Here is a 22224-nt window from a genome sequence, read left to right as displayed (position 1 = left end):
TGATCGATTGGCCCAGCGGCGCCCCCGCACCCCAACTTCTCGGCGTCTCACCACCTCGGCGTTTCGATGCTAAACGCCTCAGCACCTAGCGCGCCCGCCCTCCCTAAGGCGGAGGCCGGGCCCAGTTGGGCAAACGTTGCCGACGTAGGACGATGCTTCGCCACGCCGACCTCACCAACTGGGCCCGGCCTCCGCCGGAGAAGTGCTCTTTCCTGGGAAGTAGGTCCGGCGGCACTCGCCACTGGAGCGCGCGCCGAACGACCGCCCCCTTCCTCAGAACGTGGTGCTGATCCCGAGCGTGAACACTTGGCCCAGCTTATACCGGTTGATGTACACCACGTTGCCGTTGTCGAACGTCTGCCCCTCGTTGAAGCGCGTCTTGGTCAGGTTGCGCGCTTCGGCCTTCACCTCGAACTTGGCGCCGCGCAGTTCGACACCCTGGCGGGCGACGAGATCGAGGCGGATGCCCGGCTTTTCGATGATGTCGGGCAGGAAGCCCGTACCACCGAGGTTCGACGGGCCACGGTTCGTCACGCGGTCGCTGGCATAGTTAAACAGCAACGTGATCTGCGACAGCGACTTGGTATCTTCGAGACCGAGCTGGACGTTGACCAGATGGTCCGACTGCCCGGTCAGCGGTGCGCCGTCGCGGAAGTTGCCGGTCGCGGGTGCGAAGCCCACCTGGCAACCACCTGTCGCGGTCGTCTGATCCACCACGTTCGGGACGCAGGTCGAATCCACCGTGATCGACGACTGCGTGTAGGTGTAGTTGGCGATGAACAGCAGGCGGCGCGTCGCGAAGAAGTCGCTGCCCAGCGTGTCGAGCGGCACGTATTTCTGGAACTCGACCTCACCGCCGTACAGCTTGGCCTTGGGCAAATTGGTGAAGCCGGTCTGGAGACGATCGTCCGCGCCGGTATAGAAGCCTACCTGCTCGATCGGCTTGTCGATCCGCTTGTAGAACGCACCGAGCGTGAAGCGCTGGTCACGCGCGAAGAACCATTCGTAGCGCGCATCGAGATTGTAGAGCTTGGTATCCTGCAACAGCGGGTTGCCGAAGAACAGGCGATCCGATTCGGGATCGCGGAACTGCTGCGGCGCAAGCTCGCGGAACTGCGGGCGCGAGATCGTCTTCGAGGCACTGGCACGCAGCTGCATGTCGGCCGCGAAATTCCAGGTCAGCGTCGAGGCCGGCAGGAAATAGTCGTTCTTCAACCGGGTCGTGGCCGACAGGATCGGCGTCACGCGCTCGTCTGCGGTCTCGTAGCGAACACCGATCGTCGCACGAACGCCATCGGTCGCTTCGGCCTCGGCCTGGACATAGCCAGCGTGGATCCGGAGCGATGCGTCATATTGATACGCGCCCAGCGGCGTATTGAACTGCAGCACCAGCGCGTTCTGCGTGTCGTTGGTGTCGATCGCCAGCAGATAGTCCGGGCGCAACAAATTGTACGGGTAGCCCGGCGCCGTGCCACCGCCGTTCGCCGTCTGGTAGTTGAACTGGAGGCGCGACGACGTGCGCTTCGTGTCCGAGTAGAAATACCCGGTCGACAGCGTCATCGGCCGGTCGGTCGGCAGCTTGTACGAAAGATCGCCCTGCCCGCTGTACAGGTTTTCCTTCAGTTCGCTGAAGATGATCGACGCGAACGGCGAGAAGCGCTGCGTCACCTGGTACGCGCCGTTACACTGCGCGCCGCCGGTACCGTTGGGGTCCTGCACGGTGATCGTCTGGCCCGTGGTGGTCGTGTTCGAGCAGAGATAGTCGAACTGGCGCTCGTACGGCGCATTGCGCTTCGAGTTCGCATAGGCGCCGCGCAGGTCGAGCGTCAGCGCGTCGGTCGGCTTGAACGCGCCAACCAGCTGGCTCTCGAACAATTGGCGTTCGAACCAGTTGGTGTTCTGCTGGAAGCGCAGGCCGCTCGAGTTGTTGTAGGTGGTCGCCGCCGATCCGCGTGCCTGCTTCAACGTGTCGTGGATGTAGACGTTGGTCAGCTTGACGCTATTCTCGCCGAACTCGTAGCCGAGACCGATCAGCGCGTTGGCGACGATCCGGTTGTCGGTCAGCAAGGTCTGGAAGTCGTTGCGGAGCAGACCCTCGTTGGTGACCGAATCCTGCTGCGTGATGCTGCGCGTACGGAACGTGTTGCTCGCACTGACCGAGGCGATCACGCCGAGGCGACCCGAACCGATATCGAAGACCGAGCCGCCGCTGATCTCGCCCGAGAAATTCGCCGGCAACTGGTTGTTGCGCTGGAGCAGCGACGTAGAAGCATTGCTGAGCGATGCGGCCTGGACCGCCGAGATCGATCCGCTGCCGGTCGGCGCGTTCTTGATGAAACTCGGCACTTTCCGCGTGCCGTCGTCGAAACCGATCCAGTCGGCGTCGCCGCCGTAATAGGTGTAGCCGAGTTCGCTGGTGGTCGCGGTGTCGGCCGAGATCGAGCCGCCGAACGACAGGAAGTTCTTGTCCGGGATCGCCTTGGTCGTGAGGTTGATCACGCCGCCGCCGAATTCACCCGGATAGTTCACCGAATAGGTCTTCTGGACCAGCGCGGACCCGACGATCGTGGTCGGGAAGATGTCGAGCGGGACCGAGCGACGCAGCGGCTCGGGGCTCGGCAGTGGCGAACCATTGAGCAGCGACGACGAATAGCGATCGCCGAGACCGCGGACATAGACGAAGCCGTTGCCGACGATGCTGAGACCGGTGACGCGCGACAGCGCGCCGGCGATGTCGCCTTCGCCGGTGCGGGCGATGTCTTCGGTCGACAGGATCGAGACGACCTGCGGAGTCGCACGGACGAAATTCGGGATGTTGCGGCCGACGACGACGATGTCCTCGCCACCATTGGGATCGTAACCCGGCGTCGAAACTTCGGCTTGCGCACCGGCGGCCTGGGGCGCGGACGTGTCCACTGGCGTCGAGGTGGGCCCCGTCGGCGTGGTCGTGGCGGGTGGCGATGCGGCCGGAGCCGGTGCAGCGCCGCCGGCCGCGGGGGCGGTCTGGGCCAGCACCGCGGGCGCGACCAGCTGCGAGGTCATAAGAAGTAAGGTGGCATAGCCGAAGCGCGTTTGCATGGCCGAATATCCAGATCAGGAGTCTATGGGCAAATGCCGGGGCGGTCGTCGAACCACCCCGGCATCGCTGCTCACATCATCGACCGCCTCGGCTGACCGGGGGGCCGACTAAGGGGACGACTGCGAACCGTTACCGGCCGTTGCAGTTGAAGTAGACCGACGTGAAGATCGGCGGACCCAGGTCCTGCTTCGAAGCATCAGCCGCGCGGATCGTGGAGCGATCGGCCTGGCTGGTTTCCTGCGCGATCAGGTTGAGGCAGGCGACGGTCGCCGGCGTCTTCACGATGCCGTTGATGAAGCGCATGTCCGAGCCACCACGCTGGCGGATCGCGGCCGGCGCAAGTGCGGTCTGCACGAACGTGAAGTTCGAATACTGACCATAGGTACGCGGCAGCAGGTCTTCGGCACCGTTCGAGTCGATCTCGGTCGAGAACGAGTCGGCGGTCGCACCCAGCAGGCGCTGCGCGGCGATGATGAACTGCATGAAGCCGCGATAGCCGTTGTCGATATCGTAGCCGTCGTCGTCTGCGCCGGTGACCGCGAAATACTTGATGTTCGTGGTGCCGCCGAAGATCTCGATGCCGTCATCGGCCGAGTTGTGGCTCTGGACGTGATCGATCGTCGTGCCCGAACCGGTGCCGCCGAGCGTCAGGCCCTGGAGCTCGTTGCCGTCGCTGATCGCGATACCGCTGTAGCGGATCTGGACATACTGCATCGTGCCGCTGTTGTCGGCTGCCGTCGGGCCACCGTAGAAGCGCCCGGTGACGCCTTCGATCGCCTGCTGGCAGGTCGTGCTCGTGCCGCCCGCATTGTTCGGACCGGTACCGGTCGCGCAGACCGCGACGGGGGCGCGGCCGAGCAGGATGATCCCGCCCCACTGGCCCTGCGTCGCATCGCTGACGCCGTTGGCGGTCAGGTTCTGCTGCGACGTGAAGATGATCGGCGCGTCGCGCGTACCGACGGCGCTGATCTTCGATCCGCGATTGACGAGCAGCAGGTCGGCGGTGACTTCGGTCGAGTCCGCGGCGACGACGACGCCGGGCGCGATCGTCAGCGTCACGCCGGTATCGGCACCGGTCGTGCCGACATCGGCGCCGACTTCGGTCTGGCCGCGCAGGCGATAGAACACGCCGGCGATCTTCGGCAGCGTCAGGCTGGACGTGATGTTGGTCGGCAGGCGGCAGGCGCGGAAGGTCTGGACCAGGCCATCGTCGATCGTGCCGGTCGGGCAGGCTGCAGCCGAGCCGCCGGTGCCGACGGCCGGAACCGCGATGCAGCTGGCAGTCGTGCTGCCGCCGAACTGTGCCGAAGTCGAGTTGCAGGTCCAGCCCTGGAACGCGGTGTCGGTCGGGCCGTTCAGTGCGCCGACGAAGTTCGTGCTCGTGAAGAACGCGTTCAGCGACGAGGGGTCGGTCGCGGTCGTGGCGGACGTCGCGGCGGTCGGGTAGACGCCGGTCAGGACGTTGGTGCCGCTGACGTTGTTGTTGGTGCCGGCGTTGACGATCGCAAGCTGCTCATCCGCGCTGATCGTGATCGTGCCGTCCGAGCGGGCACCCGCGGTCGAGGCGAACTGCGCTGCAGTGATCGCGGTCGGGGTCGGCGTCGGCGTGGCTGGCGTGGGGGTCGGCGTTGCCGGCGGGGTGATGATCACCGTGCCCGCACCTGGCGAGGCCACGTCGTCGGCGCCACCGCATGCGGTCAAAGCAAGGCAGGCGGTACCGGTCAGCAGGATCGTGCCGAGGCGCTTTATACCGGTAACGCTGGTGAAGCTGGTCATGCGAAGGACTCCCGAGTCGTATCGTTGATTGGTAGGATCGACCCAGGCTCCCCCCTGCCGACCGTAATGAAGCGGTTAGGCCGGACACATTACGTCACGATGTGATTTGAATGACTGGTTCATGACGATCTTATTGCAGATCGATGACAGCAAGCGCCGATCGCAGCCGCAGCGAGCCTTGAAATCGGCGTCTGCCAACACATCTCTTCCGATCCGGCGCGCGATGATTTACAGGCGCTGCCAGAGTCACCCGCGGCGCATTCCTGCGACTGCGTGGCCAGACCATCATTACAGGATTATTCGACGACAATGGCCTCTTTCAAGGACCCCAGTTTCCAGGACCGCACGAGCAGCGCAGCCGCCGCCAAGCAGAAGGCGCTCGAAGCGCTGCGCGCCAAGCCGCCGATCGACGAAGCCGTCGTCGCCGAGCGTCTTGCCGCGCGTGAGGCCAAGGAACTGGCCGAGCGCGAGAAGCGCGCTGCGAAGCGTGCTGCCGAGGACGAGGCGAAGGCTGTGAAGAAGGCCGAGGCCGAGGCCGCTGCTGCGAAGAAGCGCGAGGCCGAGGCGAAGGTCGAACTGACCGACGCTGAGAAGAAGGCGATTCGTGACGCGAAGTATGCGGCGCGGAAGAACAAGAAGAAGTGATCTTAGGGCGGTCGTTTGGCCGCCCTTGTTTTCTGATTAAACGACTGCTCGCTGAAAGCACCTGCCGAAAAAATTACCACCCCGGCGAAGGCCGGGGCCCAATTGGCAAGGTCGAAGTGATGAAGCGCACACCTAACGTTACCGACGTTTCCGAATTGGGCCCCCGGCCTTCGCCGGGGTGGTGCTTCTGGAACGGGCGCAACCCACTAACTAGATTGTTCTCCCGCGAAGGCGGGAGCCCAGACTGGGCTCCCGCCTTCGCGGGAGAACAACTAAGTGTGCGTAACAGAAGGGTTGAAGCGGCCCTTACTCCGCCTGCTCCCAACCACCCCCCAGCGCCTTGAACAGCGCCACCGTAAGCTGCCGCAACTGCGCATCGCTCGACACCAGCTGTTCCCGCGCCGTCAGCACGTCCGTCTCCGCGTTCAGCAGTGTCGTCTGCGCCACGAAGCCGGTCCGGTACTGCGACTCCGCCGCCTTCGCGCTGCTCTGCGCATCGACCACCGCGCGCTGCAAAGCCGCGTTCCGCCTCCGCTCGGCAGCGATCTGCGTGAGCGGATCCTCAACATCGCGCAACGCCTGCAACACGGTCGAGCGATAGCGCAGATACGCCTGCTCGCGGTCCTCCTCACGCGACTTCACGGTCGACTTGCGCCGCCCCCAATCGAGCAGCGGGAACTGCGCAGCACCGCTCGCGGTCAACTGGAGGCTGTCGCCCGAGAACAGATTGCCGAGCGCGGTCGAGATCAGCTGGCTCATGCCGGTCAGGCTGAACTTTGGATACATGTCCGCCACCGCAACGCCGATATCCGCAGTCGAGGCAGCGAGATCGCGTTCGGCCGCGCGGATGTCGGGGCGCCGACGCAACAGCTCCGACGGCAACCCGGCCGGGATCGACGGTACGCCGAGCGGTGCGACCGAAGGCGCCGCGAGTTCGGTCATCAATGTCGCGGGCGGCTCCCCTAGCAGGATCGCCAGCGCGTGCATGCGAACATCGACATCGGCGCGGACCGGTTCGGCACGCGCTTCGGTCGAGGTGATCGAGGCGCGCTGGCGGGTAACGTCGATCGGCGGGACCAGCCCCACCCTCGCAGTGTTGCCCGCAATCTCCAGCGCGCGACGCTGGCGGACGATCTCGCCCTCGATCGTAGTAATCTGCGCTTGGTCGAGCCGAAGCGCAAAATACGCCTGCGCGACCTCGGCGGCGAGCGTCACCGCCGCATCGCGCTTCGACCAGACCGCAGCTTCCGTCCGCGCCCGCGCACCCTCGGTGCTCCGCCGGACGCCGCCGAACAGGTCGAGCTCCCAACTTGCGTCGAAACCGACGGAATAAGTCGTGATCCCGCTGCCAGGCAGTGCGATGCCGCCGGTCGAGCCTGTGCCGCCCGCCCCCGTGCCGCCGCTGAACGCGCGTGCGATCGACGAGAGGCCGGCGTTCTTGCTGAATTCGATATGGCTTGGGCTGGCGCTCGCATTGACGCTCGGCAATCCTTGCGACCGCGCGACGATCTCCTGCAACCGCGCCTGCCGCACGCGCGAGGCGGCGATGGCGATGTCGGGATTGCCCTTCAGCGCGCGGTCGACGAGCCCGTCCAACTGCGGATCGCCGAACGCCGACCACCAGCGTGCCGGATCGACGGTCGCACCCACTGTGGCTTGCGGACCAACGAACGCCGGCGGCACCGCCATCTCCGGCGGGGTGTAGTTCGGGCCGACGGTGCACCCCGCGAGCAGGGCCGCAACCGCAACCACCATGAACCGCGCACGCATCAATGCATCCCTCCCGAGGGCGCGCCGCCGGTCTTGCCGGAGCGCATGAATAGAACCAGTGGCGCGACGCACAGCACGACCACCATCATCGCGCGGAACACGTCGAGGAACGCGAGCATCGTCGCCTGCCGCTGCATCTGGCTGTAAAGCACGGCCAAAGGCGTTGTCGCATCGCCCTGCCCGCCGAACACGCTCGTCGCCTTCTGCATCCAGTCGTTATAGTTCGGATCGAGCGGGTTAAGCGTCTGCGTCAGTTCCGACTGGTGCCGCTGCAAACCGCCTGCGAGCTGCGTCTGCGCAAAGCAGATGCCGATCGTGCCGCCTAAGTTGCGCGAGACGTTGAGCAGGCTCGACGCCTGCGCGGTCTGCGTCTGCTTGAGCCCGACATAGGCGATCGCGTTGATCGGCACGAACAGGAACGGCAGCGCCATCGCCTGGAACAGCCGCGCAAACGCCGCGTCGGAGAACGCGATGTCGGCGGTCAGGTGACTCATGTTCCACAGCGCGAACGCCTGCACCAGCAACGCCGGAAACAGCAGGAAGCGGACATCGACCAGCCCGCTCAGTCGCCCTGCGAACGGTACCATGACGAGCGTCGCGAGACCGCCGGCGGTCAGCGCGAGCCCGGCGTCGAGCGAGCTGTAGCCGAGCACCTGTTGCAGCATCTGCGGGATCAGCTGCGTCGTGCCGAACAGGATCATCCCGGTGACGCCCATCACGCCGATCGTCAGCGCGAAGTTGCGGTTCTTCATCAGCTTGAGGTCGATCACCGGGTCCTTGTGATTCAGCTCCCAGATGACGAGCGTCACCAGCGACACCGCGGCGATGATCGCCGACATCACGATGAAACCGCTCGAAAACCAATCCTCGCGCTCGCCGCGATCGAAGGTAAGTTCGAGGAAGCCGAGCCCGAGCGCGACCAGCGCGACGCCGACATAGTCGATCGTCAGGCCGTTCTTGAAGCGCTCGTCGCGGTCCTTCTTCACCTGGTCCGGCTCGTCGACGAAGGTCTCGACCAGGAACCACGCAGCGATACCGACGGGGACGTTGATCAGGAAGACCCAGTGCCAGCTCGAATATTCCACGATGTAGCCGCCGAGCGTCGGCCCGAGCACCGGCCCCACGACGACGACGATCGCGAACGCGGCGAACGCCATCCCGCGTTGCTTGGGCGGAAAGGTGTCGGCCAGGATCGACTGTTCGACCGGCGCCAATCCGCCGCCGCCGATGCCTTGCAACACGCGTGCGACGACCAGCGTACCGATGTTCGGCGCGAGGCCGCAGAGCAGCGAGGCGAGCGTGAACAGCGCGATCGACAGCAGGAAATAGCGTTTCCGCCCGATCGCGTCGGACAGCCAGCCCGAGATCGGGATGACGATCGCGTTGGCGACGAGGTAGCTGGTCAGCACCCACGTCGCCTGATCGGTGGTGATCGACAGCCCGCCCGAGATATGATCGAGCGCGACGTTGGCGATCGAGGTGTCGAGCACCTCCATGAAGGTCGGGATCGAGATGATCGCGACGATCAGCCAATGGCTGTACTTGCCCGCCGCCGACCGGCTCGGCGACCAGGTGTGACCGCCTCCCGCATCGACCTTGGCCCCAGCCTTGTTGGACGCCTTGGAGGGAGCCTGGGCCACCTCAGCGGACCTTGACGGTCGGCACCACCGACATGCCGGGGCCGATCGGATAGCGCTTCGGGTCGGGGCCGTTCTTCGCGTCGAACACGATGCGCACGGGGACGCGCTGGACCACCTTCACATAATTGCCGGTCGCGTTCTGCGGGGGCAGCAGCGCGAACGCCTGGCCAGCGCCGCGCTGGATCGAGTCGACATGCCCCTTGAAATCGACGCCGGGATACGCGTCGACATGGATGTCGACGGGCTGGCCGATCTTCATCAGGGTGAGCTGCGTTTCCTTGAAGTTCGCGGTCACCCACATTGTGTCGGGGACGATCGCCATCAGCTGCGTGCCGGGCGCGACATACGAGCCGACGTTGACTGAGCGGTTGACGACCTGCCCTGCGACCGGTGCGGTCAGACGGAGATCCCCGATCGTAACGTTCGCCTGATCGACCTGCGCGCGGCGGGCGTCGATCACCGACTTCGCCGCGCCGACCTGCTTCCTTGCGACGCTGATCTGCGCGGTCGCGGTGTCGATCTGCTCGCGCGCGGCGGCGGCATCCGCGGCGGTCTGGCGAGCGGTGGCGCGCGCCTGATCGAGCTGTTGGCCGGCGACCGCGCTCGGATCGAGCCGTAGCAACGCCTCGTAGCGCGCGAGATCCTGCTGGGCCTTTACCGCCGCCGCCATCGGCACGCGCGCCTGTGCCGCGGCCTGCTGACGTTGTGCCTCGGCGGCGGTAACCTGCGCCTGTGCCTGCGCGAACTGCGCACGGGCCTGCGATTCGTTCGCCTGCGCCTCGGCGACCTGCGCGTCGCGCCCGGATGCCTTGATGACCGCGAGGAGGCGGCCCGCTTCGACATGGCGGTTGTCGATATCGGCGACCTGCACCAGCGTGCCGGCGACCTGTGGCGCGAGGCGGACGATGTGCGTGTCGACGAACGCATCGTCGGTCGATTCGAACTGCCGCGCATGGAGCCAGTAGAGCACGCCGCCGATGATCAGCCCGCCGACGACGATGACGAGAATGATCCAGAACAGCGGCTTCTTGAAGACCGACGGCTTCTTGTCGGCCTCGTCCTCGGACTCGTCCTGCTGGTCGGTATCGGACTGCTGGTCCTCGCCGTTCGGATCGTCCTTGCGATCCTCATCGTCGTGGTTGGCGTCGGAGTGGTTCGTCTGGTCGGTCATGCCTGGCCCTGTTCTTCAGCACGCATCGAATCGAGAATAGCGTCGATATTGGCGTCGATACGCGCCTTGATATCGAGGATGTCGTTGGGTTCGAGCACATCGCGCTCGAGCAGTTTGAGGCAGGTCGCGCGGTTCGCCCGCAGCGTGATGACCTGCCCCATCAAGGTGATCGTCGCGATCCTGCCAGTGCGGATCTCGGCGCAACCGGTGGCGATGCAGACCAGGTCGCTGAGCCTGCGCACCATCTGGCCCATCACGCCGCCATAGATCCGCTCGAACGCCTCGCCCGGATTCATCTGTTCGCGAAGCACGAACAGCGTCCAGTCCGCGCTCTCGTTGCTCGCCATCTTGTCCGCGAGCCGGCCGAAGATGCGGTGGATCTGGGCGCGCGCCTCGCTCGCGTCGTCGGCTGCGACGTCGTTCGACAGCTCGGACGGGTCGCCCATCACCGCGGACATGCGCTCGGCGATCCGGTCGGCGGCCGCGAGGTACAAACCCTCCTTGCCGCCGTAATGATAGGTGATCGACGACATCGCGGTGCCGGCTGCGGCGGCGATTCCGCGCGTGCTCGCGCCCTCCAGCCCCTTGGTGCCGAATTCGCTGATCGCGATATCTAGGAGTCGGGACTGGACCACGCAGGGCGTTTAGTTCGATCGAACGAACCAGCCTAATGAAGAAAGCGTCATGTTTGTGTTTGCACAGGGTACAAGCTGAGATTCTCCCCCCTCCCTGGAAGGGAGGGGTTGGGGGTGGGTAGGCCCGCTCGTGCCGCGACTGTTCGGCGATACGGCAACCAACCCACCCCCGGCCCCTCCCTTCCAGGGAGGGGGAGAAGATCGGAGTTAACGCCAGAAACAGCAACGCCGGCCCCTTCGTGCGAAGGAACCGGCGTAAATCTGGTGGGCGCGGCTGGGATTGAACCAGCGACCCCACCCGTGTGAAGGGTGTGCTCTACCACTGAGCTACGCGCCCGAAACTCGTTCGGAAGCGGGCCTTTAGGCAGGGGATGCCCGCCTGTCCAGCCCTTTGACGTCGATCCCTTCAATCCTCCCCCGCAAGGGGGAGGTGGCGCCGAAGGCGACGGAGGGGGAGGACCACGCAACGAAAGGTACCGCTTACCGCCCCCTCCGTCAGGCTACCGCCAGCCACCTCCCCCTGGCGGGGGAGGATCGGGGGCTTGTTAGTTGACCGCGTCCTTCAGGCCCTTGCCGGCCTTGAACTTGGGCTGGGTCGAGGCCTTGATCGTCATCGGCTCGCCGGTACGGGGATTGCGGCCGGTCGACGCCTTGCGCTTGGAGATCGAGAACGTGCCGAAACCGACCAGGCGAACCTCGTCGCCCTTCTTGAGCGATGCCTCGATCGCGTCGAACACCGCCTCGACCGCCTTGACCGCGTCGGCTTTTACCAGCCCGGACGTGTCGGCAACCGTCGCGATCAGCTCCTGCTTGTTCATATAATCCCCCGGGAAAAAACTCGAATCGGCCACGATGGACTCGCGACCGCAATCAGCGCGCAATAATGCGGCGGCCCCGTCTGCTGTCAAACGAAACCGCCGCATTGTCGCTTACGATCCAAACATGGATCAGTGGTGAAGGCCACCCCCGACCGGCGCGATCGGTGCCGGCGGCAGTGCCGCCAGCTCGTCCGCATCGGTCCACTCGATCGCCTCGAGCGGCTCGGTCAGCGCCAGGCGAAGCACTTCGTCGACATGCGAAACGGGGATGATCTTCAGCCCCGCCTTGATGTTCGCCGGGATCTCCGCGAGGTCCTTCTCGTTCTCGGCCGGGATCAGCACCGTCTCGATCCCACCACGGAGCGCGGCGAGCAGCTTCTCCTTGAGGCCACCGATCGGCAGCACGCGACCACGCAGCGTCACCTCGCCGGTCATCGCCACCTCGCGCCGGATCGGCACGCCGGTCAGCGTCGAGACGATCGACGTGACCATGCCGATACCCGCCGAAGGGCCATCCTTCGGCACCGCACCCTCGGGCAGATGGATATGGATATCCTTCCGGGCAAACAGGCTCGGCTTGATCCCGTAGCTCGGCGCACGTGCCTTCACATAGCTGAACGCGGTCTCGATCGACTCCTTCATCACGTCGCCGAGCGTACCGGTGAGCTTGGCCTGCCCCTTGCCCGCGACGGTCACACTCTCGATCGTCAGCAACTCGCCGCCAACCTCCGTCCAGGCGAGGCCGGTGACCGCACCGATCTGGTTCTCGGTCTCGCCGAGACCGTGGCGATACTTCTGCACGCCGGCGTATTCGCCGATGTTCTCAGGCGTGATCGTGACGCTGGTCGTCTTGTTCTCGAGGATCTGGCGCAGCGCCTTGCGGCACAGCTTGGCGATCTCGCGCTCCAGCGTACGCACGCCGGCTTCGCGCGTGTATTGCTGGATGAGCGTGCGAAGCCCTTCCTGCGTCAGCGTGAACTCACCCGGCTTGAGGCCGTGCGCCTCGATCTGCTTCTCGACCAGATGGCGCTCGGCGATCTCGACCTTCTCGTCCTCGGTATAGCCCTCCAGACGAATGATCTCCATGCGGTCAAGCAGCGCCTGCGGCAGGTTCAGCGAGTTGGCCGTGCAGACGAACATCACGTCCGACAGGTCGATATCGACCTCTAGATAATGATCCTGGAACTTGCCGTTCTGCTCCGGGTCGAGCACCTCGAGCAGCGCCGACGCCGGATCCCCGCGGAAATCCTGGCCGAGCTTGTCGATCTCGTCGAGCAGGAACAGCGGGTTCGACGTGCCGGCCTTTTTGAGGTTCGTGACGATCTTGCCCGGCAGCGAGCCGATATAGGTGCGGCGATGACCGCGGATCTCGGCTTCGTCACGCACGCCGCCGAGCGACTGGCGGATGAACTCGCGCCCCGTCGCCTTGGCGATCGACTTGCCGAGCGAGGTCTTGCCGACGCCCGGAGGGCCGACGAGGCACAGGATCGGCCCCTTCAGCTTGTTGGTGCGCGCCTGGACGGCGAGATACTCGACGATCCGGTCCTTGACCTTCTCGAGCGCATAATGATCCTCATCCAGCGTCACCTGCGCGGCGGCGATGTCCTTCTTGATCTTCGATTTCTTGCCCCAAGGGAGCCCGAGCAGCACGTCGAGATAATTGCGCACGACGGTCGCCTCGGCGCTCATCGGTGCCATGGTCTTGAGCTTCTTCAGCTCCGACGTCGCTTTGCCGCGCGCCTCCTTGCTCATCTTGAGCGTCGCGATCTTCTGCGTCAGCTCGGCGATCTCGTCGCCTTCGCCCTCTCCGTCCTCATTGCCGAGCTCGCGCTGAATCGCCTTCAACTGCTCGTTGAGGTAATATTCGCGCTGCGTCTTCTCCATCTGGCGCTTGACGCGGCTCTTGATCTTCTTCTCGACCTGCAGGACGCCCAGCTCGCCCTCCATCGCCGCGAACGCCATTTCGAGACGCTTCGACGGGTTGGTTTCGAGGAGGATCGCCTGCTTCTCGGCGACCTTGATCTGGACGTTCGCGATCACCGCGTCGGAGAGCTTCGACGCGTCCTCGATCTCCGACAACTGCACCGACGTTTCCGACGAGAGCTTGCGGTTGAGCTTGGCGTAGTTCTCGAACTGATCGACCACCGAGCGCATCAGTGCGATGAGTTCGGGCCCTTCGACCTCGGCATCGGCGACCGGTTCGACCGTGGCGGTGAGGAAGTCGCCGCTTTCGTCGAGCGTTTCCAGAGTCGCGCGGCCCTTGCCCTCGACCAGCACGCGGACGGTCCCATCGGGCAGCTTCAACAGCTGGAGCACGGTCGCGGTGACGCCCATCGAATACAGGTCGTCGCGCGAGGGATCGTCCTCTGCGGGATCGACCTGCGCGACGAGATAGATCTCCTTGTCCGCCGCCATCGCCGCTTCGAGCGCGGCAACGGACTTATCGCGGCCGACGAACAGCGGCACGATCATGTGCGGGAACACGACGATGTCGCGAAGGGGAAGGACGGGGTACTGGGTCATGAACGCTCCGGTAGGTGCCTGCATGGGGGCATAATCTACAGCTTATATGGTGAGGATAAGGCGTCCATCAATTGGTTGGCGGTGGGATCGGTACGATCCGGTCCAAAGCGATGCCGCAAACACCCCGTCACCCCGGACCTTCGCCTGCGCTCAGGAGAGCCTTGTTCCGGAGTCCAGCGTTCGAATACCCCATCGTCATCCCCGCGAAGCCGGGGATCCATATCCTAGGGGGTCGGCGATCATGCTGCGAGGTTAGCCGGTATGGGTTCCCGCCTTCGGGGGGATGACGACGAATATAGGCTTATAGCTTGTATCGCCCTGGCCTCCGCGCGAGAATACGGCATGAAATCAGGTCTTCTACTCGCTGCGAGCGCCGTCGCACTGCTCACCGCCGCCGCGCCCCTCCCGAAGAAGGGCGAGCCCGCGATCACCGCGCAGACGCAGCGGTCTGGGGGCATACTGACACCCGAGCAGACCGCGCTTCGGTTCGACAGCGCGGACCTGGCGTTCGAAGTGCTGCCCGAGACGGAGAGCCTGAACGGCGTGGCGACGCTGGTCTTTACGGCCAAGGCCCCCCTCACCCGCCTGCCGATCGACCTCGACCGCAACCTGCCGGTCAGCGCGATCGCGATCGACGGCGTGCCACTCGCCCCTACCGCGTGGAGCAATCCCAAGGGACGGTTGACGATCACGCTGCCAAAGCCCGTCCCCGCTGGCCGGAAGGTCACCGCGAAGATCACCTATGGCGGCACGCCGCACGTCGCGGTGAAGGCGCCGTGGGACGACGGCATGGTCTGGTCGAAGACGCCCGACGGCCGGACGTGGTTCGCGACGACCGCGGAAGGCTATGGCTGCGACCTGTTCTGGCCGTGCCTCGATTTCCCGACCGGCGAGCCTGCGCTAGTGACGCTGCACATCACCGTGCCGAAGGGGCTAAAGGCGCCATCGAACGGCGTGCTGCTCGGCGTCGACACGCTGGCGGACGGCCGGACAACCTGGAACTGGCGCGCCAAGCACCCCAACACCTATGGCATCGCGCTGAACGTCGGGCCGTATGAGGAGATCAGCGGCACCTACAAGAGCCGGTTCGGCAACAGCATCCCGATGTATTACTGGTACCTGCCGGGCGAGAAGGCACAGGCGGAAAAGCTGTTTGCCGAGTTCGCGCCGACGCTCGATTTCTTCGAGAGCATGATCGGCCCCTACCCGTTCGGCGACGAGAAGCTCGGCGTGGTCGAGACGCCGCACAAGGGCATGGAGCACCAGACCATCAACGCGTACGGCAACGGCTACGAGAAGGCGCCGGAGGGGTTCGACTGGCTGTTCCAGCACGAATTCGCGCATGAGTGGTTCGGCAACCAGCTGACCGCCGCCAACTGGGACGATTACTGGCTGCACGAGGGCTATGGCACGTACATGCAGCCGCTCTACGGCCAGTGGCGCGAGGGGCGTGCGCGCTATGCGGCGATGATGCAGGGCGAGCGCACCTCGATCATGAACCTCAAGCCGATCACGCAGCAGCGCGTCACCACCGAGGAGGAGGTGTACGAACTCGACAAGGGCGGTGCGGGGCAGGACATCTACTACAAGGGGTCGTGGATGCTCCACACGCTGCGGGCGCTGATCGGCGACAAGGCGTTCTTCGACGTCACGCGGCTGGCGGTGTATGGACGTGCGGACCCGAAGCCAGGGAATTTCGCGCCGCGGTTCGGGTCGACGAAGGAATATGAGGCGCTCGTGCGGAAAGTGACGGGGAAGGACTATAAATGGTTCTTCGACGTATACCTCCGCCAGGCGGCCCTCCCCGAACTGGTCGAGACGCGGACCGGGAAGGCGCTGGCTTTGGCCTGGAAGGTACCGGGGAATGGCCCATTCCCGCTGCCGGTGCAGGTGCAGATCGACGGCAAGACGCGGACTTTGCCGATGACTGGGGGGAAGGCGAGCTTGTCGGTCCCGGCCGGCGCACATGTCGTGATCGATCCGGATGCGCTGGTCCTGCGCCGCAGCATCGCGCTGGAAGACGTCGCCGCCTGGAAAGCCGCGCAAGCTGCGAAGGCCAAGCCCCAATGACGTCTCCACCATTCCCCCGCGAAGGCGGGGGCCCAGGGTACCACGAGACGAAGCCCGTGACTCCTGGCCCCCTGCGTCCGCAGGAGAACATCTGGGCATCTCGCGCGGCTGAGATGGCGGCGATCTTCATGGTCGGCGACGGCTTGATCGGCTTGCTCCAACCCCGCCGCCACGTCGATCTCTGGAAAGACGATGCGCTCGGCACCGAGAAACTGGTGAAGCCGTTCGTCGACCGTCCCGGCCGCCGTCGCCTCTACGCCGTCGTGCAGATCGCCGCCGGTCTCGCCTTGGCCGCGCGCCAGAAGCGATGACCCTGCCGCGGTGGCCCCTGCTGGCCTTGGCGCTCGCCGGCTGCGGTTCGAGCCCCGACGCCGGCAAGTCCAGCCAGATCGCCAGCGGCGAACGCGTCTTCCGTCGCTGCACTGCCTGCCACACGATCGGGCAATATGCGGGCGATACCGATGGGCCGAACCTCTACGCAGTCATGGGCAACCCGATCGGCGAACGACGCCCGCGCTTCTCCTACACTGCCGGGTTAAAGTCGCTTGGCGGCAACTGGGATGCCAAGCGCATGGACGCCTGGCTCACCAACCCGCGCAAGATGGTGCCCGGCACGACGATGGCGTTCGCAGGTTTGCCCGACCCGAAGGACCGCGCCGACGTCATCGCGTATCTGTCGACGCAGGGCCCCTGAGCTTACGGCACCACCGTCGTGAACAGATAGGCGGCGAAGATCACGAGGTGGACGACGCCCTGCAACACCGTCGTCCGCCCTGTGCCGAGCGACAGCGTCGCCACGAACAATGACAGCGCCAACAGCGTCATGCTCTTTGCGTCGATGCCGAGCGCGATCGGCAGGTCGAGTACCAGCGACACGATCGCCACGCTCGGGATCGTCAGCCCGATCGTCGCCAGCGCGGAGCCGAGCGCGAGATTGAGACTGGTCTGCAACCGGTTGCGCCGTGCGGACTTGTAGGCAGCCAGGCTCTCAGGCGCGAGCACCAGCGCTGCGATCACCACGCCCACCACGGTCAGCGGCAGGCCGGCACCGAGCACCGCGGCCTCGATCGTCGGCGACAGCGTCTTCGCGAGCAGCACCACCGAGACTAGCGCAACCAGCAACGCGGCGAAGGCGATACCCGTCGCGCGGCCCGATGGCGGCGCGGCGTGGTCGTCCTTGTCGTCGGTCGACGGCAGGAAATAGTCGCGGTGGCGCACCGTCTGCACCAGTACAAACGTCCCGTAGAGGATCAGCGACACGACCGCGACGAAGATCAACTGCGACGACGCGTAGGTCGGGCCCTGCGTCGACGAGGTGTAGTTCGGCAGGATCAGCGACAGCACCGCCATCGCCGCGAGCACACCGAGCGCTGCCGTCATGCCCTTCAGCGTGAACCGCTGCTCATGATGCCGCACTGCGCCCGCGAGCAGGCAGATGCCGATGATGAAATTGAGGATGATCATGATCGCCGCGAACACCGTGTCGCGCGCGAGCGTGGTCGCGTCGCCGGCATTGGAGAGCATCAGCGAGACGATCAGCGACACCTCGATCACGGTGACCGCGATCGCGAGGACGAGCGTGCCAAACGGCTCGCCGACCTTGTGCGCGATGACCTCGGCGTGATGGACCGCGGCGAGCACGCTGCCGATCAACACGATCACGGCGGCGGCGGTGCCGAGCGTACCCATCTTGGCGAGGCCGACGAGGACGGCGAGAAGCCCCAGGCCCGGCGCGATCAGCGTCCAGATCGGCAGCGCGAGGCGGTCGGGCATCGTCTCCACCACGTGTTCGTTCGATCGGTCGGTCACTTCGATCGTCATGCATGCTCCCTCGTTCCACTTGGTCAACGAATGCGCGAGGGCCGAGAAGGGTCCGAGTCGGGGCGATTGCGGGGCGGTGAGGATCGAGTAGGTTGCGGCGATGCTGTCCGCCGATCTTCGCCAGACGCTCGTCATGACCGCCGACACGTTACGGGATGCTCGAGACCCGTGGTGGGTCATTTCCAGCGCTGCGGTAGCGCTCCACGGGGTGACGCCGATCGAGGTCGGCGATGTCGATGTGTTGATGAGCCTGGTGGATGCTCGGCGGCTGATGGACAGGCTCGGCGTTGTACCGATCAAGGATGGCGCGAGTGCGATGTTCCGGTCGACGCTGTTCGGGCGGTGGGAGTTGCCGCCTTTGCGAGTCGAGATCATGGCTGGTTTTCATGTTGCGAAAGGCGCGGAGTGGACGGAGGTGCTGCCTCAGACACGCCTCCCTGTCTTGGTGGAAGGGTGCGTGGTTTACGTGCCGGATCAAGCGGAACTGGTTGAGATGCTCAGGCTGTTCGGGCGCCCGAAGGATCTGGAGCGGGTTCGATTTTTGACTTCGCGGGTGTAGCACTAAGGCCGTCATCACTCTTTCACCACGATGTGTAGCAAGGGGGCGGTCGGTGCTCGCAAGATATCCTCCCCTGCAAGGGGAGGTGGCGCGAAGCGACGGAGGGGTGATGATATCGAGAGCGGGTCACCCCTCCGTCAGCGCCCTGCGCTGCCACCTCCCCTTGCAGGGGAGGATCAAGTGATCTCAGCCAGCTGCTGCCACCCGTCATCTTGAATTTCGTCAGGATGACGGACGGGGGTTTTCGCGCGCTATGCCCCAAACGAAAAAGGGCGCCGATCGCTCGACGCCCTCTCCCGTATCTCAAACCAGTCCCGCTTAAGCAGCGTCGCCAGTCTTCTTCTTCTCGGCATAGACGCGGATCGGTTCCTTGCGGCCCTCAATCACGTCCTTGTCGATCATCACCTCATCGACGCCGTCCATGCCGGGCAGGTCGAACATCGTGTCGAGCAGGATGCTCTCAAGGATCGAGCGAAGCCCGCGCGCGCCGGTCTTGCGTTCGATGCCCTTCTTGGCGACCGAGACCAGCGCGTCGTCGGTGAAGCCGAGCGCGACGTCCTCCATCTCAAACAGCTTCTGGTACTGCTTGACCAGTGCGTTCTTCGGCTCCTTGAGGATCTTCACCAGCGCGTCGACGTCGAGATCCTCGAGCGTCGCGATCACCGGCAGACGGCCGACGAACTCGGGAATAAGCCCGAACTTCAGCAGATCCTCGGGCTCGACCGACTTCAGCGTCTCGCCCGTCTTGCGCTCGTCCGGCCCTGCGACATACGCGCCGAACCCGATCGACTTGCCCTGGAGGCGGTCGCCGATGATCTTCTCGAGACCCGAGAACGCACCGCCGCAGATGAACAGGATGTTGGTCGTATCCACCTGCAGGAATTCCTGCTGCGGATGTTTCCGTCCACCCTGCGGAGGAACAGACGCCGTCGTCCCTTCCATCAGCTTGAGCAAAGCCTGCTGCACGCCCTCGCCCGACACGTCGCGCGTAATCGAGGGGTTTTCAGCCTTGCGCGAGATCTTGTCGATCTCGTCGATATAGACGATCCCGCGCTGCGCCCGCTCGACGTTATAGTCCGACGCCTGGAGCAGCTTGAGGATGATGTTCTCGACATCCTCGCCGACATAGCCCGCTTCGGTCAGCGTCGTCGCATCGGCCATCGTGAACGGCACGTCGAGGATGCGGGCGAGCGTCTGCGCAAGCAGCGTCTTGCCGCAACCGGTCGGCCCGACGAGCAGGATGTTCGACTTGGACAGCTCGACATCGGCACCCTTGGCGCCGTGGTTGAGCCGCTTGTAGTGATTGTGCACCGCCACCGACAGCACGCGCTTGGCGCGCTTCTGGCCGATCACGTAATCGTCGAGGACGTCGCAGATCTCCTGCGGAGTCGGCACGCCGCCGTCCTTCTTGGACACCAGCGCAGACTTCGTCTCCTCGCGGATAATGTCGTTGCATAGCTCGACGCACTCGTCGCAGATGAAGACCGTCGGCCCGGCGATCAACTTGCGGACCTCGTGCTGCGACTTCCCGCAGAACGAGCAATAGAGGGTGCTCTTCGAGTCGCCACCGCTCAGCTTCGTCATTCAATCACCTCTCGCGCATGTCGGTGCACGTGCCGTTTCCGGGGCCGCTACCGTAACGCACCCCGGAGTTCCTACAATCAAATAAACCGGCGGGGTTTACGATTCACCCCATGCCCGTCTCGTTCAAGCGGGTTTCGGGGCATCCTCGGATACCGCCGGACGCTTGTCGAACACCTCGTCGATCAGCCCGAAATCCTTCGCCTCGTTCGCTTCGAGGAACGTATCGCGGTCCATCCGGCGCTCGATCTCTTCGATCGGTTGGCCGGTATACTGCGAATACAGCTCGTTCATGCGCTTGCGGATGCGCAGGATCTCGCGGGCCTGGATCTCGATGTCGCTGGCCATGCCCTGTGCACCACCCGATGGCTGATGGATCATGATGCGTGCGTTGGTCATCGCAACGCGCATGCCGGGCTCGCCGCTCGCGAGCAGGAAGCTGCCCATCGACGCGGCCTGACCGATGCAGACCGTACCGACGCGCGGACGGATGTACCGCATCGTATCGTGGATCGCCATGCCCGCCGTGACGACACCGCCCGGCGAGTTGATGTACATGAAGATGTCCTTCTTCGGGTTCTCGGACTCGAGGAAGAGCAGCTGCGCGGTGATCAGCGAGGCCATGCCGTCCTCGACACCGCCGGTCACGAAGATGATGCGCTCGCGGAGCAGGCGCGAGAAGATGTCGAACGAACGCTCGCCGCGGTTCGACTGCTCGATGACGATGGGAACCAGGCCTGCTTGCGTCTGCTGCAGGCCGAGCCCGGCGCTGGCCAACGGGCTCGCGAAATCGCCGGTCTCGAACGGATTGTGCATGGAAATCTCTCTTATGCCCCAGTGAACCGCTAACATCGGCGGTCCGGGAGGGGAGTTCAAGCCCTGCCTGCCCGTCGGCGCGGGGACTGCTTCCCCTCGCCCCTCCGGGGAGAGGGAGGGGCCCGCCCGCACTTGAGGGTGGGAGGGTGAGGGGGTGTTGGCGCGCACCAACCGCCCCTCACCCTCCCGTCGCCAAGTGGCTCCTCTTTCTATCTGCCGTAGGGGCGAGGGAGTCAGATGCCTGGGGCAGGGTAGGCCAGGTATGCCAAGCGGCGGACTTCGCGGCGGCCTCTTACGACCGTGTCGAGGATCAGGCCGGTGAAGACGTTGAGCGCGGCGAAGATGCCGAGCCCGGTGATCAGGATCGCGGTCGGGAAGCGCGGGACTTGGTGGATCTCGATATACGTCAGCACCAGCGGGATGCCGAGGATCAACGCGAGCAGGCCGAACACGCTGCCGATCGCGCCGAAGAACCAGAGCGGGCGCTCGATCCGGTAGAGCGTCATGATCGTGCGGAGAATGCGCCAGCCGTCGCCATACGTACTGAGCTTCGATTCGGAGCCTTCGGGGCGCGCATAATAGGGCGTCTCGACCTCACCGATCGGCATCTTGAGCTCTAGCGCGTGGACGCTGATCTCGGTCTCGATCTCGAACCCGGCGGATAGCGACGGGAAGCTCTTCACGAACCGGCGCGAGAAGACGCGGTAGCCCGAGAGGATGTCGGTGAAGCTGCGGCCGAACAGCTGGGCGAGCATGCCTGTGAGGAGCGCGTTGCCGAAACGGTGACCGCGGCGATAGCTTTCCTGGACCTGGCTGATGCGCGAGCCGACGACCATGTCGAGCTGCTCGTCGAGGACGCGCTTCACTAGCGCCGGGGCGGAGGCGGCGTCGTAGGTCGCGTCACCGTCAGCCATGACGTAGATGTCGGCGTCGATGTCGGCGAACATGCGGCGGACGACGGCGCCCTTGCCCTGGATGCGCTCGGTTCGGACGACGGCGCCGGCGGCGCGTGCGACCTCGATCGTGCGGTCGGCGCTGTTGTTATCGTAGACGTAGATCGTGGCGCCCGGCAGCGCGGTGCGGAAGCCCGCGATCGTCTGCGCGATCGCGGCTTCCTCGTTGTAGCACGGAAGCAGGACGGCGATTCTCGGTTCGGTCATGCCCTGCCCTCGCATTGAAACGCCACGATCGACGTACGGCGCCTTCAGGCTGAACACCTCGGGCACGGACGCCTCTTCACTTCCTTGTTCTCCCGCGAAGGCGGGAGCCCAGTCTGGGTCCCCGCCTTCGCGGGGAAACAATTTCTTACCGATTCCCATC

At 65.0% G+C, this 22224-nt stretch carries 17 protein-coding genes and 1 tRNA gene; 5 read left to right on the top strand and 13 right to left on the bottom strand.

What is annotated here, in order from left to right:
- Window positions 1-273: 273 nt before the first annotated feature.
- Both BM244_RS02320 and BM244_RS02315 read right to left on the bottom strand, forming a co-directional pair.
- Window positions 274-3042: a TonB-dependent receptor domain-containing protein gene (locus BM244_RS02320; protein ID WP_254784226.1), complete on the bottom strand. Its 2769-nt coding sequence runs from the start codon at window positions 3040-3042 to the stop codon at window positions 274-276.
- A gap of 166 nt (window positions 3043-3208) precedes the next feature.
- Window positions 3209-4855: a hypothetical protein gene (locus tag BM244_RS02315; protein ID WP_093397128.1), complete on the bottom strand. Its 1647-nt coding sequence runs from the start codon at window positions 4853-4855 to the stop codon at window positions 3209-3211.
- Between the two features lie 309 nt (window positions 4856-5164).
- Between BM244_RS02315 and BM244_RS02310 the strand changes: the two genes are divergently transcribed.
- Window positions 5165-5500 (top strand): DUF6481 family protein, encoded by a 336-nt coding sequence (locus tag BM244_RS02310; RefSeq protein WP_056048201.1) that lies wholly within the window; start codon window positions 5165-5167, stop codon window positions 5498-5500.
- 306 nt (window positions 5501-5806) lie between these two features.
- Here BM244_RS02310 and BM244_RS02305 read toward each other — a convergent pair whose 3' ends face one another.
- The 7 genes from BM244_RS02305 to lon all read right to left on the bottom strand — a co-directional run bounded on the left by BM244_RS02305 (window position 5807) and on the right by lon (window position 14057).
- Window positions 5807-7270 carry an efflux transporter outer membrane subunit gene (locus BM244_RS02305; protein WP_093397127.1) on the bottom strand — a complete coding sequence of 488 codons (1464 nt, stop codon included), beginning with the start codon at window positions 7268-7270 and terminating at the stop codon, window positions 5807-5809.
- Entirely contained in the window at window positions 7270-8910 is a 1641-nt protein-coding gene (locus BM244_RS02300) for a DHA2 family efflux MFS transporter permease subunit (protein ID WP_093397125.1), read from the bottom strand. Before BM244_RS02300 ends, BM244_RS02305 begins: the two co-directional genes overlap by 1 nt.
- Before the next feature lies 1 nt (window position 8911).
- Window positions 8912-10081 (bottom strand): HlyD family secretion protein, encoded by a 1170-nt coding sequence (locus BM244_RS02295; protein ID WP_093397124.1) that lies wholly within the window; start codon window positions 10079-10081, stop codon window positions 8912-8914.
- A complete protein-coding gene (locus BM244_RS02290; protein WP_093397122.1) occupies window positions 10078-10716 on the bottom strand; it encodes a CerR family C-terminal domain-containing protein in 639 nt (212 codons plus the stop codon). The genes BM244_RS02295 and BM244_RS02290 overlap by 4 nt, the downstream gene beginning before the upstream one ends.
- A 262-nt stretch (window positions 10717-10978) precedes the next feature.
- Window positions 10979-11053: transfer RNA gene (locus tag BM244_RS02285), tRNA-Val, on the bottom strand.
- A 208-nt stretch (window positions 11054-11261) separates the two neighbouring features.
- The gene (locus BM244_RS02280) at window positions 11262-11534 is read right to left on the bottom strand and encodes an HU family DNA-binding protein (RefSeq protein WP_056048186.1); all 273 of its coding nucleotides are present in this window, start codon (window positions 11532-11534) and stop codon (window positions 11262-11264) included.
- 129 nt (window positions 11535-11663) lie between these two features.
- Window positions 11664-14057, bottom strand: coding sequence for an endopeptidase La (gene lon / locus BM244_RS02275; RefSeq protein ID WP_056057990.1), 2394 nt, complete (start codon window positions 14055-14057; stop codon window positions 11664-11666).
- Between the two features lie 342 nt (window positions 14058-14399).
- Here lon and BM244_RS02270 point away from each other — a divergent pair, with 342 nt between their 5' ends.
- Genes BM244_RS02270 through BM244_RS02260 form a run of 3 tightly spaced genes read left to right on the top strand, consistent with a single transcriptional unit; the run spans window position 14400 to window position 16821 of the window.
- Window positions 14400-16127 carry a M1 family metallopeptidase gene (locus BM244_RS02270; protein WP_093397121.1) on the top strand — a complete coding sequence of 576 codons (1728 nt, stop codon included), beginning with the start codon at window positions 14400-14402 and terminating at the stop codon, window positions 16125-16127.
- A gap of 56 nt (window positions 16128-16183) precedes the next feature.
- Complete coding sequence (locus BM244_RS02265; RefSeq protein ID WP_254784225.1) at window positions 16184-16438, top strand: hypothetical protein; 255 nt, start codon at window positions 16184-16186, stop codon at window positions 16436-16438.
- Window positions 16435-16821: a c-type cytochrome gene (locus BM244_RS02260; RefSeq protein WP_093397120.1), complete on the top strand. Its 387-nt coding sequence runs from the start codon at window positions 16435-16437 to the stop codon at window positions 16819-16821. Before BM244_RS02265 ends, BM244_RS02260 begins: the two co-directional genes overlap by 4 nt.
- Before the next feature lie 2 nt (window positions 16822-16823).
- On the opposite strand, the gene BM244_RS02255 is transcribed toward BM244_RS02260, so the two are convergent.
- Complete coding sequence (locus BM244_RS02255) at window positions 16824-17948, bottom strand: calcium:cation antiporter (RefSeq protein ID WP_093398049.1); 1125 nt, start codon at window positions 17946-17948, stop codon at window positions 16824-16826.
- A 100-nt stretch (window positions 17949-18048) separates the two neighbouring features.
- On the opposite strand from BM244_RS02255, the gene BM244_RS02250 reads away from it, so the two are divergent.
- Entirely contained in the window at window positions 18049-18507 is a 459-nt protein-coding gene (locus tag BM244_RS02250; protein WP_093397118.1) for a hypothetical protein, read from the top strand.
- 318 nt (window positions 18508-18825) lie between these two features.
- Here the strand turns inward: BM244_RS02250 and clpX are convergent, their stop codons facing one another.
- From clpX to BM244_RS02235, 3 genes are all read right to left on the bottom strand, one after another.
- Window positions 18826-20091, bottom strand: coding sequence for an ATP-dependent Clp protease ATP-binding subunit ClpX (gene clpX / locus BM244_RS02245; RefSeq protein WP_056048170.1), 1266 nt, complete (start codon window positions 20089-20091; stop codon window positions 18826-18828).
- Between the two features lie 123 nt (window positions 20092-20214).
- A complete protein-coding gene (locus BM244_RS02240; RefSeq protein ID WP_056048165.1) occupies window positions 20215-20904 on the bottom strand; it encodes an ATP-dependent Clp protease proteolytic subunit in 690 nt (229 codons plus the stop codon).
- A gap of 233 nt (window positions 20905-21137) precedes the next feature.
- Window positions 21138-22064 (bottom strand): glycosyltransferase family 2 protein, encoded by a 927-nt coding sequence (locus BM244_RS02235; protein WP_093397117.1) that lies wholly within the window; start codon window positions 22062-22064, stop codon window positions 21138-21140.
- Between the last annotated feature and the right edge of the window lie 160 nt (window positions 22065-22224).

It is taken from the genome of Sphingomonas sp. OK281 (assembly GCF_900115295.1).
Lineage (GTDB): Bacteria > Pseudomonadota > Alphaproteobacteria > Sphingomonadales > Sphingomonadaceae > Sphingomonas.
Note: the sequence above shows the minus strand (reverse complement) of the source record. Positions and strands in the feature narration are given on the sequence as shown.